9 protein-coding genes and 1 pseudogene are annotated in these 12930 nt (G+C 74.3%); 7 read left to right on the top strand and 3 right to left on the bottom strand.

From position 1 onward, the window contains the following. The first annotated feature begins 153 nt into the window (after positions 1-153). The 3 genes from OJ254_RS17640 to OJ254_RS17630 all read left to right on the top strand — a co-directional run bounded on the left by OJ254_RS17640 (position 154) and on the right by OJ254_RS17630 (position 5097). The gene (locus tag OJ254_RS17640; protein WP_261952005.1) at positions 154-1173 is read left to right on the top strand and encodes an AAA family ATPase; all 1020 of its coding nucleotides are present in this window, start codon (positions 154-156) and stop codon (positions 1171-1173) included. After that, the gene (locus tag OJ254_RS17635; protein WP_265363103.1) at positions 1173-2561 is read left to right on the top strand and encodes a DUF58 domain-containing protein; all 1389 of its coding nucleotides are present in this window, start codon (positions 1173-1175) and stop codon (positions 2559-2561) included. The genes OJ254_RS17640 and OJ254_RS17635 overlap by 1 nt, the downstream gene beginning before the upstream one ends. Positions 2562-2631: 70 nt before the next feature. After that, a complete protein-coding gene (locus tag OJ254_RS17630; RefSeq protein ID WP_265363102.1) occupies positions 2632-5097 on the top strand; it encodes a transglutaminase TgpA family protein in 2466 nt (821 codons plus the stop codon). A gap of 557 nt (positions 5098-5654) precedes the next feature. Here OJ254_RS17630 and OJ254_RS17625 read toward each other — a convergent pair. The 3 genes from OJ254_RS17625 to OJ254_RS17615 form a co-directional block, all read right to left on the bottom strand. Further along, positions 5655-6050, bottom strand: coding sequence for a DUF3040 domain-containing protein (locus OJ254_RS17625; RefSeq protein ID WP_030415502.1), 396 nt, complete (start codon positions 6048-6050; stop codon positions 5655-5657). Positions 6051-6310: 260 nt separating this feature from the next. Continuing rightward, entirely contained in the window at positions 6311-7066 is a 756-nt protein-coding gene (locus OJ254_RS17620) for a methyltransferase (RefSeq protein WP_265363101.1), read from the bottom strand. Positions 7067-7295: 229 nt separating this feature from the next. Next, a complete protein-coding gene (locus OJ254_RS17615) occupies positions 7296-7811 on the bottom strand; it encodes an SAV_6107 family HEPN domain-containing protein (RefSeq protein WP_265363100.1) in 516 nt (171 codons plus the stop codon). 320 nt (positions 7812-8131) lie between these two features. Between OJ254_RS17615 and OJ254_RS17610 the strand changes: the two are divergent. The 4 genes and pseudogenes from OJ254_RS17610 to OJ254_RS17595 all read left to right on the top strand — a co-directional run. Then, a pseudogene (locus OJ254_RS17610) lies at positions 8132-8680 on the top strand (ATP-binding cassette domain-containing protein); the annotation flags it as partial. Positions 8681-9001: 321 nt separating this feature from the next. Continuing rightward, positions 9002-11209, top strand: coding sequence for a YhgE/Pip domain-containing protein (locus tag OJ254_RS17605; RefSeq protein ID WP_265365205.1), 2208 nt, complete (start codon positions 9002-9004; stop codon positions 11207-11209). 35 nt (positions 11210-11244) lie between these two features. Continuing rightward, entirely contained in the window at positions 11245-11859 is a 615-nt protein-coding gene (locus OJ254_RS17600; RefSeq protein WP_265363099.1) for a TetR/AcrR family transcriptional regulator, read from the top strand. Between the two features lie 430 nt (positions 11860-12289). Next, positions 12290-12910 (top strand): DUF4126 domain-containing protein, encoded by a 621-nt coding sequence (locus tag OJ254_RS17595; RefSeq protein WP_261951997.1) that lies wholly within the window; start codon positions 12290-12292, stop codon positions 12908-12910. The last annotated feature ends 20 nt before the right edge of the window (positions 12911-12930 follow it).

Raw genomic sequence — 12930 nt, 5'->3', positions numbered from 1 at the left:
GTTATCCACAGGCCATGACGCCGGAGCGCGCGGGCGGCAAGAATGCGTAGGTGACGTCGTGCCGGCGGTGGCCGGACCGGCGCGCATTTTTCGGGGTGGGCCGGTTCCGCACAAGGGGGTGTCGGCCCGTGGCACAGGGCCGAGGAGGGCCGAGTGACGACGTATGACGAACGAGCGAGCCTCACCGATCTGACCACCACCGCGGAGCGGGTTCACCGGTCGGTGGAAGGCGTGATCGAGGGCAAGCCGGAGGTCGTACGGCTCGCGCTGACGGTGCTCCTGGCCGAGGGCCATCTGCTCATCGAGGACGTGCCCGGCGTCGGCAAGACCATGCTGGCCAAGGCGCTCGCCCGCTCCATCGACTGCTCGGTGCGGCGCATCCAGTTCACGCCCGATCTGCTGCCCTCGGACATCACCGGCGTCAGCATCTTCGACCAGCAGCAGCGCGACTTCGAGTTCAAGCCCGGCGCGATCTTCTCCCAGATCGTCATCGGCGACGAGATCAACCGCGCCTCCCCCAAGACCCAGTCCGCGCTCCTGGAGTCCATGGAGGAGCGCCAGGTCACGATGGACGGGCAGACCTACGAACTCCCCAGTCCGTTCATGGTCGTCGCCACCCAGAACCCGGTCGAGATGGAGGGCACCTACCCGCTGCCCGAGGCCCAGCGCGACCGCTTCATGGCCCGGGTGTCGATCGGCTACCCCAGCCCGGCCGCCGAGCTGCAGATGCTCGACGTGCACGGCGGCGCCTCGCCGCTCGACGACCTCCAGCCGGTCGCGCACGCCCACGAGATCATCAAGCTGATCGACGCGGTCCGCGAGGTCCATGTCGCCGAGGCCGTCCGGCGGTACGCCGTCGATCTGGTGTCCGCCACCCGCCATCACCCCGAGCTGCGGCTCGGCGCCTCGCCGCGGGCGACGCTGCATCTGGTGCGCGCCGCCAAGGCCACCGCGGCCCTCGCGGGGCGGGAGTACGCCCTGCCGGACGACGTCCAGTCGCTGGCGGTGGCGGTGCTGGCGCACCGTCTGCTGCCCACCGCCCAGGCGCAGTTGAGCCGCAGATCGGCCGAGCAGATCGTGCTGGAGATCCTCCAGCGCGTTCCGGTTCCCGAGCCGTCCGCGCAGCCGTGGCGGACGCACGGCCGGCAGCCGCCCGGGGTCCGGGGGTTGTGATGGGCGGAGGGGGGAGCGAGGGGACGCCGGAGCCGGGCGGGCTGCGGGCGGCCCTCGGGGGGATGACGACGCGCGGCCGGTCGTTCCTGGCCGCCGGGGTGGCCGCCGCGGTGTGCTCCTATCTGCTGGGGCAGCCGGACCTGCTGCGGGTCGGGCTGCTGCTCGCCGCCCTGCCGCTGGTGTGCGTCCTGGTCCTGCACCGCACCCGCTACCGCGTCGCGGGCAGCCGTGCCCTCTCGCCCGCCCGGGTGCCGGCCGGCTCCGAGTCCCGGGTCCGGCTGCTGATGGAGAACGTCTCCCGGCTGCCGACCGGCGTGCTGATGCTGCAGGACCGGGTGCCGTACGTGCTGGGGCCCCGGCCGCGCTTCGTCCTGGACCGGGTCGAGGCCGGCGGCCGCCGGGAGGTCACCTACCGCGTCCGCTCGGACCTGCGCGGCCGCTATCCGCTCGGGCCGCTGCAGCTGCGGCTGTCCGACCCGTTCGGGATGTGCGAGCTCACTCGCTCCTTCCAGACCTTCGACACCCTGACGGTGGTGCCGCGGGTCGAGCCGCTGCCGGCCGTCCGGCTGGCCGGCGAGGCCGCGGGGTACGGCGACGGACGGCACCGCTCGCCGGCCCTGGCCGGCGACGACGACGTCATCCCGCGCGGCTACCGTCACGGCGACGACCTGCGCCGCATCCACTGGCGGTCCACGGCGCGCCACGGCGAGCTGATGGTGCGCAGGGAGGAGCAGCCGCAGAAGGCGCGCTGCACGGTCCTGCTGGACACCCGCGATCTCGCCCACCCGGGAGGCGGGCCGGACTCGGCCTTCGAATGGGCGGTGTCGGCCGCCGCCTCGACGGCGGTGCATCTGCTGGAGCGCGGTTTGACGGTCCGGCTGCTGACGGACACCGGCAGCTCGGTGCCGGGCCCGGACGGCACCGGCGGCTTCCCGGGGAGCGCCGGGTCCGCCGACACCGCCGGCCTGATGCTGGACACCCTCGCCGTGGTCGAACACTCCGAGGAGGAAGGGCTGTCGGCGGCGTACGAGGTGCTGCGCGGTGGCAGCGAGGGGCTGCTGATCGCCTTCCTCGGCGACCTGGACACCGAACAGGCGGCGATCGCCGGGCAGATGCGCCGGCGCTGCGGGACGGCGATCGCGTTCGTGCTGGACGGCGACGCCTGGAGCCGTGGGCCCGGCGGCATACGGTTCACCACCGGCCAGGTCCCGCTCGCCGAACGGCTGCGGCTGCTGCGGCGGGCGGGCTGGACGGCACTGCCGGTGACGCCCGGCGACGCGCTCGCCGATCTGTGGCGGGCCGCCGCCGACCACGCCGGGACGGCGCCGGACCACCTGGAGCCGGGGCCGGACGGGGCCGCGGAGACGGTGACGGGGGGACGGCCATGAAGGGGAGCGTGCGGCCGGTGCAGGGGCACGACGCGTACGGGAACGGCCTCGGGCGAGGGGAGGCGGACGGATGAGCGGCCGGGCACGACTCGCGCTGTGTGCCGCGGTGGCCACCCTGTGTGCCGCCTGCGCACTGCTGCCGCTGGTGGATCCGATCAGCTGGATCTTCCAGGCGGCGATCCTGCTGGCGATCATGACCGGGGTGGGCGCGCTGGCCCGCCGGGCCCCGCTCGCCGGACCGCTGACGATCGCCGCCCAGCTGCTGGTCCTGGTCCTGCTGCTGACCGTGCTCTTCGTGCCGACCGACGCCGTGCTCGGTGTGCTGCCGGGCCCGGACGCGGTCACGGAGTTCGGCCGGCTGCTGCGGAGCGGCGTCCAGGACGTCGGCCGGTACGCCATCCCCGCCCCGGTCACCCCCGGCATCCGGCTGCTGCTGGTCGCCGGAGTGCTGCTGATCGGCCTGGTCGTGGACGCCCTGGCGGTGACGTACCGCAGTGCCGCGCCCGCGGGCCTGCCGCTGCTCGCGCTCTACTCGGTCGCCGCGGGGCTGGCCCAGGGCGGCGCGGGCTGGCTGTGGTTCCTGATCGCGGCGGCGGGCTATCTGCTGCTCCTGCTGGCCGAGGGCCGCGACCGGCTCTCCCAGTGGGGCCGGGTCTTCGGCGCGGCGGGCCCGGGGCGGCCGGGCGACGGACCGGGTTCCGCGACCGGCGGCCCGGCCACCGCGCCGGTCCGTACGGGCCGGCGGATCGGCGCCCTGGTCCTCGGCATCGCCCTCGTGGTGCCCGCCGCGCTGCCCTCCCTCGGCGACGGGCTGCTCGGCCCCACCGGAAGCGGCCCGGGACGCGGCGGCGGGGGCGGCACGATCTCCGCGGTCAACCCGCTGGTCTCGCTGCAGGACAGCCTCAACCAGCCCGAGGACCGGGAGGTCCTCAACTACCGCACCACCGCCGCCGATACCCGCGATCTGTATCTGCGGATCGTCGCCCTCGACCAGTTCGACGGCACGACCTGGAAGCCCTCCGAGCGCACCGTCACGGACGTGCCCGAACGGCTGCCGGAGCCGCCCGGCCTCAGTTCCGCGGTCGGCCGCGAGCGGATCAACACCTCCATCTCGACCGCCGGGTGGTACGCACAGAACTGGCTGCCGCTCCCCTACCCCGCGTCCCGGGTGGACATCTCCGGCCGCTGGCGCTTCGAGCCGAAGGGCCGCACGCTGGTCGGCGACCGCGGCCAGAACACCCGCGATCTGCAGTACCAGGTCGAGAGCCTCCAAGTACGGCCCACCTCCCAGCAACTGGCCGCCGCCCCGGCACCCCCCGGCGACCTGCTGCGCGAGTACACCAAGGTGCCCGCCGCGCTGCCCCCGGTCGTCCGGTCCACCGCCCGCCGGGTCACCCGGGGCGCCCCGACCGCCTACGCCAAGGCCGTCAAGCTCCAGGACTGGTTCGCGCTCGACGGCGGCTTCACGTACAACACCGAGGTCCGGGCCGGCAGCGGCGCCGAGGCGATAGCCCGGTTCCTGCGGCAGAAGGAGGGCTTCTGCGTCCACTTCTCGTTCTCGATGGCGGCGATGGCCCGCACGCTGGGCATCCCGGCCCGGGTCGCGGTCGGCTTCACCCCGGGGACGAAGCAGCCCGACGGCACGACCTCGGTCAGCCTCAAGGACGCGCACGCCTGGCCCGAGCTGTATTTCCAGGGCATCGGCTGGACCCGTTTCGAGCCCACGCCGAGCCGCGGCAGCATCCCGGACTACGCCTATCCCGACACCTCGGACACCACCGAGCCGGGTCGCCAGGACCCCGCGCCGGCCCGGCCCGCGCCGCCCACCGAGGGCCCGTCGGCGACCCCGTCGTGCGATCCGGGCGAGCACCCGGCCGGCAGCGGGACGGCCTGTCCGACGCTGCCCGCGCAGTCCGGCGTCCGCCCGTCGGACGACGGCCCGTCCCCCTGGGCGGTGGCCGCGCTCGGGCTGGTCGGACTGCTCGTCCTGCTGCTGCCGCTGGTCCCGCTGCTGTGGCGGCTGCGGCTGCGCTCCCGGCGACTGGCACCCGCGGCCCCGGGCGGGAGCGGCACGCCGGGCGCAGGCGGCACCACGGACCCCGGCGGGGTGGCGGCCGCGCTGGCTGCCTGGCAGGAGCTGCTGGACACCGCCTGGGACTTCGGGATCGTCCCGGACGAGTCGCTGACCCCGCGCAGGGCGGCCGCCCGGATCATTCGCGTCGGGGAATTGCCACCGGAGCCCGCCGACGCTGCGCGCCGGGTCGCCGAGGCGGTCGAGCAGATCCTCTACGCCCCGCACCCGCGGCCGGTGACCGGACTGGGCGGCGACGTCCAGCAGGTGCTGGCCGGATTGCGGGCCGGCGCACCCCGTGGGCTACGGCTGCGGGCACTGTTCGCCCCGCGCTCCGCCGCCCGCCTCCACCGCGCCACCGCGGCCCGCTGGGCCTCCCTGCGCCTCCGCTGCCGCACGAGCCGCCCGGTGACCGCGATACGACGAGCGACGGCCACCCTCCGGCGGGGACGGCAGCGGGCGTAGGGCGCTGGGCGCAGGGGCGTCTGGGGGCGGCAGCAGGCGTAGAGCGCTGGCGCAGGGGCGTCTGGTGCGCAGGGCGCGTCCGGGAGCGCGGGGGCACGTCCAGCAGGCCAGGGCGCGAGGGGCGTCTGCCGGGTGGGCCGGGCGGCGTCGTGCGGCGTCGTGCGGCGGGCCGCGACGTCTGGGGGAGCCAGGGGGTCCGGCGGGCTATGAGGTCCGGCGAGGCCGAGGCGCGCGGCAGGCAGGGCCGTAGCGCCCGGCGCGGCCCCGACGCCCGGCAGGGCCCCTAGCCCGGCGGAACGGCCACAGCTGGTGCGACAGCGACGCCCGGCATGGCGGCGACGTCCGGCGGTACCGCCACAGCCGGCAGGCCGCGACGCCCGGCACGGCCGTGTCCCCGCCCGCCTCAGCGCGGCCTGCAGCAAATACGGGCCATCGGCCGCAGAACGTGCTCACAGCAGCAGAACGTGCTGTGGCCGCCCGACGGAATCGGGCGGCCACAGCACGGAGGACCGGGGACGCGGCGACGGCGCGTCAGGGGGAGGACGTTCGGAGCGGGATCAGTGGCCCTGCTGCTCGTCGCGGCGGCGCTGCCAGCGGTCTTCGATGCGATTCATCATGGAGCGCCGCGGCCGGGCCTGACGCCGCGCCGGGCCCTCGGCGCCGGCGCGCTGTTCACCGGGCTTGGGCGCCTTGCGCCACCCGGTGACCGCCAACACGGCACAGCCGAGCATGACGAGGAATCCGACCACGCTGATCCAGATCTGCTGCGCGACCATGCCGGCCATGAGCAGGGCGATACCCACCAGGAAGCCCGCGACCGCTTGGTAGACCCGTCGCCGGGTGTACGTACGCAGCCCGCTTCCCTCAAGCGCTGTCGCGAACTTGGGATCTTCGGCGTACAGCGCTCGCTCCATTTGCTCGAGCATGCGCTGCTCGTGCTCCGAGAGCGGCACGGAGTCCTCCTACTCGTCGGTCGCGGGGGGCGACCGGGGTGCGACCCTTTCAGGATAGGCAGGGAATCGCCCCCGTGAAACCCGCCCCTCGACGCCAGTTCACTGTCCGGGCCGCCGTGGCGGCCGGTGGTGATGCTGCCTGCATTCCCCACCCGCCTGTCCGTCATGCCGGAACGTCGTACACCGATCATACGGGGCGAAGGGGCTGATCGGGTGGCCTGTGGCCGACTGCACGCGGCCGGTCGGGCCCGCTCCCCGGGTCAGTCGCGCTCGGCGAGGACGTGCAGCTGGGTCGCGACCGCGTGGAAGGCGGGCTGCTCGGCGGCGGCCGCCTCCAGCTTCAGCAGGGCGTCCATGGCGCCCGGCTCGGTGTCGACGAGTACGCCCGGGACCAGGTCGGCGAAGACCCGGACGCCGTGCACCGCGCCGACCTCCAGGCCGGTGGCGGAGACCAGGCCGGTGAGCTGTTCGGCGGTGAACCGGCGGGGCATCGGGTCGCCCTCGCCCCAGTGGCCGGCCGGGTCGGTGAGGGCCTGGTGGGCCTCGGTGAAGTGGCCGGCCAGGGCGCGGGCGAGCACGGCGCCGCCGAGGCCGGCCGCGAGCAGGCTGAGGGTGCCGGCCGGGCGCAGCGCGTCGACGGCGTTGCGGATGCCCTCGGCCGGGTCGTCGACGTACTCCAGCACGCCGTGGCAGAGCACGGTGTCGTAGCCACCGCGCTCGACGACGTCGAACAGGCCGTGGGCGTCGCCCTGGACGGCCCGGATCCGGTCGGCGACGCCGGCCTCCGCGGCCCGGCGCTCCAGGGCGAAGAGGGCGTTGGGGCTGGGGTCGACGACCGTGACGCGGTGGCCGAGGCGGGCGACCGGCACGGCGAAGTTGCCGGTGCCGCCGCCGGTGTCGAGGACGTCCAGGGCGTCGCGCCCGGCCGCCTTGACCCGGCGCTCCAGGGCGTCCTTCAGGACGTCCCAGACCACGGCGGTACGAAGGGATGCGCGCGGGCGCAGCGGGTCAGACACGGCGGGTGGCTCCTCGGCGGGGGCATGAACATCCAGTCGTCCACCACCCTATTCCGTCCCGCGCCGTCCGCCGCCCACGGAGCCCCACGGAGCGGGTGCCGACCTGCTCACCCCGCCCCGCCGGGGCCCCGCGGCTCGTCCGTGACGGCCCCACCGCGGAGCCCCGGGCCCGACGCCGGCGGTCCGCTCACTCCGCCGGTGAAGTCCGGTGCTTCCCCTCGGCCGCCCCTCACCCCGCCCGCTGGGGCGGCAGCGGTGGCTGGAGGAGCAGCATCCGTTCGACCAGGCGCAGGAACATGGCGACGTCCCGCAGGAGATCGTCGGCGTCCCGGGTGCTGGCCGCGCCGGCTATCCCGGCCTCGGCCCGGGCCCGGCGGGCGGCGCCGGAGGCGAACAGGGCGCTCCACTCGGCGAGTTCGGGCGCGACCTCGGGGAGGAGGTCCCAGGCGCTGCGGATGCTTTCCCGGCGGCTGCGCCGCGGGGCGGCCCCCGGTTTGCGGCGTAGGGTGGGCTCCGGACGGGCGCGCACGGCGAGGACGGCGGCGGCGGTGCGCAGCGCGGCCAGATGGGCAGTGGCGAACCGCTCGTTGGGGGCTTCCAGGGTCCGCGCTTCTTCGAGGCCCTGCTGGGCCTGGGCGAGCAGGGCCAGGGCGGCGGGTGGCGCGGCCGCCCGGCGCAGGACGGGGTGGACATCGCTCGGGGGACCGTACGCAGCGGAACTGGCCCCCTGGGGACGAGCTGCCATGACGAACCTCCTGTCGTCACATGCCGGTTCGGGACCGAACGCTGATTCGGCCCGTCTGACCCCATCGTGCGGCACACCACTGACAATCGGCCCTGACCTGCACTTTCGCCGGATAGACGGCGGATTTCGCGCGGCGGGGCAGGGCGGGCGATTTCCGGCCCCCGACGCGGGCGGTTCCCGGCCCCCGACGCGGGCGGTTCCCGGTCCCCCGACGCGGGCGACGCCCGGCCCCCGAACCGATGCGCCGGACCCCCTTGCGGAACACGGGGTGGGATGCGGCATACTTTTTGCACTGACCAGTCAGTACAAGGGAGGGGATCGTGGACAGCACCCCGCATGGGGCGGCGGTCACGGCCGAGCGGTTCGGGGTCAAGGGCCCCCGTGGCTGGGCTTTCCGGAACGTCGACATCACGGCCGGACCCGGCTCGCTGATCGCCGTACAGGGCCCGTCGGGCTCGGGCCGTACGTGCCTGCTGCTCGCGCTCACCGGCCGGATGAAGTCCGCCGAGGGCACCGCCGGGATCGGCGGGCTGGCGCTGCCCAAGAAGAAGGCCGCCGTCCGGTCGGTGACCGCACTCGCGCATGTGCCCGGGATCGCCGACCTCGAACCTGCCCTGACCGTAGGTGAGCACCTGCGCGAACGTGCCCTGTTGCAGGGCCGGTTCGGCGGTTCGCTGCGCGCCCTGCTGCGGCCGCGCCGGGAGCGCCGGGCCGAGGCCCGCGCCCTGGTGGACGACGCGCTGGCCACGGCCGGGCTCGACCTCGCGGCGCTGCCCAAGGGGATCCGCACGTCGGTGCGCGACCTGGAGCGGCTGGAGGCGCTGCGGCTCTCCGTGGCGCTCGCGATGATCGGCCGGCCACGACTGCTGGCCGTCGACGACACCGACCTGAAGCTGTCCGACGAGGAGCGCACCGCCGCCTGGGCGATGCTGCGCGGCGTCGCCGCGGCCGGCACGACCGTCCTCGCGGTGTGCAGCGAGCCGCCCGGGGACGGCGAGGACGTGGTGCTCGTCCGCACCGGCAACCGCCCGGAACGGCCCGGCGTGCAGGGCTCCGCCGGCGCGCACGACACCAGCGCGCAGAACGCGGGCGCGCAGGACCCCGCGGAGGGGCCGGAGGAGCCGCGTGCCGGGGACGGCACGGCCCCGCGGACGGCGACGACACCAAGGACGACGAGGAGGGGGCGGCCGATGCGCTCGCCGAAGCTGGCCGCGCTTGAGCTGAAGCGGTTCGGGAGGGGGAAGCTGCCGCGCGCCGCACTGGCCGCGCTGCTGCTCCTGCCGCTGTTGTACGGCGCGCTCTACCTGTGGTCCTTCTGGGACCCGTACGGGCGGCTGGACAAGATACCGGTCGCGCTGGTCAACGAGGACAGGGGCGCCGAGGCCGGCGGGAAGCACATCTCGGCGGGCGACAGCATCGTCGACGGCCTCGCGGACAGCCACACCTTCGACTGGCACCCGGTGGGCGCCGCGGAGGCCGCCCGGGGCGTCGAGGACGGCACGTACTACCTGTCGCTGTCCATCCCGAAGGACTTCAGCCGGCGGATCGCCTCCAGTTCGGGTGACCACCCGGAGACCGGCGCCCTGAAGGTGCGCACGAACGACGCGAACAACTACATCGTCGGGCAGATCTCCCGGACGGTGTTCTCCGAGGTGCGCGCGGCGGCCTCGGCGAAGTCGTCGCGCACCTTCCTCGACAAGATCTTCGTCTCGTTCTCGACGCTGCACGGCAGGACCGAGCAGGCCGCGGACGGTGCCGACCGGCTCAAGGACGGCATCGGGCAGGCCGAGGACGGCGCCGGCAAGCTGGCCGACGGTCTGGGCAGCGCCAAGAACGGCAGCGGCAGGCTCGTCACCGGGCTCGGTGACCTGAACGCGGGCGCCGGGCGGCTCTCCCAGGGGAGCGGCGACCTCGCCCGCGGTGCCGGTACGGCCGCCGACGGCTCGCGCCAACTGGCCGACGGCGCCGGGCAGGTGGCCGACGGGACGCAGCAACTGGCCGACACCGTCAACGGCGTCGTCGGCAAGGTGGGGCCCTTCATCCGGGCGCACGGCAAGGAGATCGGCGAGGCCGCCCAGCTCGTCGCGGACGGCTCGCAGGCGGTCCACGACCACCTGGACCGGCTGCCCGCGGCGGCCTCCACGGGGGCCAAGCTCTCCCGGGGCATCTCCGACCACCTCGCCACCTACTACCGGCTGCGCTGCGAGAGCGGGGTCACCCTCGACACCTCCTGCGCCGAGCTGAAGCGGATCAAGGACCAGGCGGCGACCGCGGCGGACAAGGCCGAGGAGGTCAGCGGCTACGTCCACGACCAGAAGAACCTCGACCGGCTGGGCCGGGACCTGGACACCCTGCACTCCCTGGCGAGCGAGCTGGCGCAGCGCGGTCCCACCCTGGGCGCCGACATGGACGCCGCGGTCAAGAAGATCAACGACCTCAACGACGGCGCGCACAAGGTGTCCACGGGCGCCCGCAAGCTGGCTGCGGGCAATGCGAAGCTGGCCGCCGGCGCCGACCGGCTCAACGACGGCGCGCACCAACTGCACGACGGCACGGGCCGGGCCGCGGACGGGATGCACGACCTCGACTCCGGGGTGGGCAAGCTCAAGGACGGCGCGCAAACCCTGGACGGCGGCATGTTCAAGCTCTCCGACGGCTCGCAGAAGCTGGCCGGCGGGCTGCACGACGGGGCGGAGCAGATCCCCGACTACGGCAAGAAGGAGCGCGACGCCCGCACCCTGGTGATGTCCGACCCGGTGCAGCTGGCCTCCGGCGCCGCCCACAAGGCGCCCAACTACGGCACCGGCTTCGCGCCGTACTTCATCCCGCTGTCGCTGTGGGTCGGCGCCATGGTGGCGTACATGCTGATCCAGCCGCTCAACAGGCGGGCACTGGCGATGGGCGCCTCCTCCTGGCGGGTGGCGGTCTCCGGCTGGCTGCCGGTGGTCGGCGTGGGCGTGCTGCAGACCGCGGCCCTGATGGCCGTACTGCACTTCGGGCTCGGCCTCCAGATGGCCAGGGCGGCCGGCACGCTCGGCTTCCTGGTGCTGGTCACGGCCTGTTTCTCGGCGCTCGTGCAGTGGCTGAACGCCCAGTTCGGACCGGCCGGCCGGATCCTGGTGCTGGCGCTGCTGATGCTCCAGCTGACCTCGGCCGGCGGCACGTACCCGGTGCAGACCAGCCCGGGCTTCTTCGGCGCCATCCACCCGTATCTGCCGATGAGTTACATCGTGGAGGGGCTGCGCCGGCTCATCACCGGCGGCGACCTCGGGCCCGTATGGCAGGGCGGTGCGGTGCTGGCGGCCTTCACCGTCGGCGCGCTGGTGCTGACCTCGCTGACCGCCCGTGGCCGCCAGGTGATACGGATGAAGGACCTCCACCCGGAGCTGAGCCTGTGAACACACACACCCCGGAGCGCGGCACAATCGCCCCCATGGACAGCTCCAACACTCGCCGCGACGCCACCCGGCGCAAGCTCTTCGAAGCCGCGGTCACACTCATCGCCGAACAGGGCTTCTCCTCCACCACGGTGGACGAGATCGCCGAGCGGGCGGGGGTCGCGAAGGGCACGGTCTACTACAACTTCGCGAGCAAGAACGTTCTCTTCGAGGAGCTGCTGCGGCACGGCATAGAGCTGCTGGCGACGTCCTTGCAGGCGGCCGCCGACGAGGTCGCCGACCGGGGCGGCAGCCGGATCGACGCACTGGACGCGATGATCCGGGCCGGCCTGGACTTCATCTCCCGTTACCCGGCGCTCACCCAGCTCTACGTCGCCGAGCTGTGGCGCACCAACCGCGCCTGGCAGTCGACGCTGATGGTGGTGCGCGAGCGCGCCATCACGGTCGTGGAGAACGTGCTGCGCGAGGCGGTCGCCCAGGAGGAGCTGAGCGAGGAGATCGACATCCCGCTGACCGCTTCGGCCCTGTTCGGGATGGTTCTGGTGGCGGCCCTGGACTGGCAGTCGTACCAGCCGGACCGGTCGCTCGACGAGGTGCACGCGGCGCTGTCGCGGCTGCTCCAGGGCCGGGTCAGCGGCCGTTCCGCGTAGGGCCGGTGGGCGCAGAGGCGGCGTGATGGCCGCGGACCGGCTGCGGAAATAGACGAGTGCGCGCCGTATTGGTCAGGTACGGCGCGCACCCCTTTGTGTTCCCCCGCGGGCCCGCACCGGAGAGTGCGCCGCCCTGGCGCGGATCGTTCCCCCGCCGATCCGACCAGGGTGGCGTTTCCCCCGTGCTCCCCCGTGGAGCCCCCGTGCTCCCCCGTCGTTCCCCCGTCTTCCCCCGTCTTCCCCCGTCACGTCCGGGAGCCGCGCCGCTCCGCCGCCCCGTGTCGGCGGTGCGGCGCCGCTTCCCTTCCGTGGCCCCCACTCTTCCGTCCGGGCGGGCGCCGGCCCATCCGCGTACCTACTCATCTGGCCGTCTGAGTACGGATACTCAAAACTGAGCACCGGGCCCCACGGGCGGCCTACGATCTGCGGCGTGTCCGTACTTCCCTTGGTTTTCACCAGTGGCTGGGCGAGCGGGATCAACGCCTACGCCGTCGTCCTGCTCCTCGGTCTGCTCGGCACGGCCGGCGTCACCGACGACGTACCGGCCGCGCTGCAGCGCCCTGACGTGCTGATCGTGGCCGGGGTGCTCTTCCTGGCCGAGGCGATCGCCGACAAGGTCCCGTACGTCGACTCGGTCTGGGACGCGGTGCACACGGTCATCCGGCCGGTCGCGGGAGGCGTGGTGGCGGCGCTGCTGGCCGGGCACGACGGGTCGCTGCCCGAGCTGGCGGCGGCCGCGGTGGGCGGTTCCACGGCGCTGCTGAGCCACCTGGTCAAGGCGGGCGCCCGGATCGCGGTGAACACCTCGCCGGAGCCGGCCAGCAACATCGTGCTGAGCCTGCTGGAGGACCTGGGCGTGGCCGGGATCGTGGTCTTCGCGGTGTTCCATCCGGTGATCGCGGCGTCCCTGGCGGCCCTGCTGCTGATCACGGGCATCGTGCTGATCGTCGTGCTGTGGTCGCGGATCCGCCGCTATCTGCGCCGACGGCGGGCCCGGCGCGAGGAGAAGCGGCTGGCCGCGGCGGGTGCCGGGGTGCCGCCGGCGGGCTGAGCGGGCCGCCGGCCGCGGCC

It is taken from the genome of Streptomyces endophytica, assembly GCF_026153355.1.
GTDB classification, from domain to species: Bacteria; Actinomycetota; Actinomycetes; order Streptomycetales; family Streptomycetaceae; genus Streptomyces; species Streptomyces endophytica.
Note: the sequence above shows the minus strand (reverse complement) of the source record. Positions and strands in the feature narration are given on the sequence as shown.

Coding starts and splice junctions, on each gene's coding strand:
- OJ254_RS17635 (WP_265363103.1), top strand. CDS start 1,173: ATGGGCGGAGGGGGGAGCGAGGGGACGCCGGAGCCGGGCGGGCTGCGG.
- OJ254_RS17630 (WP_265363102.1), top strand. CDS start 2,632: ATGAGCGGCCGGGCACGACTCGCGCTGTGTGCCGCGGTGGCCACCCTG.
- OJ254_RS17615 (WP_265363100.1), bottom strand. CDS start 7,811: ATGGCAGCTCGTCCCCAGGGGGCCAGTTCCGCTGCGTACGGTCCCCCG.
- OJ254_RS17605 (WP_265365205.1), top strand. CDS start 9,002: ATGCGCTCGCCGAAGCTGGCCGCGCTTGAGCTGAAGCGGTTCGGGAGG.
- OJ254_RS17600 (WP_265363099.1), top strand. CDS start 11,245: ATGGACAGCTCCAACACTCGCCGCGACGCCACCCGGCGCAAGCTCTTC.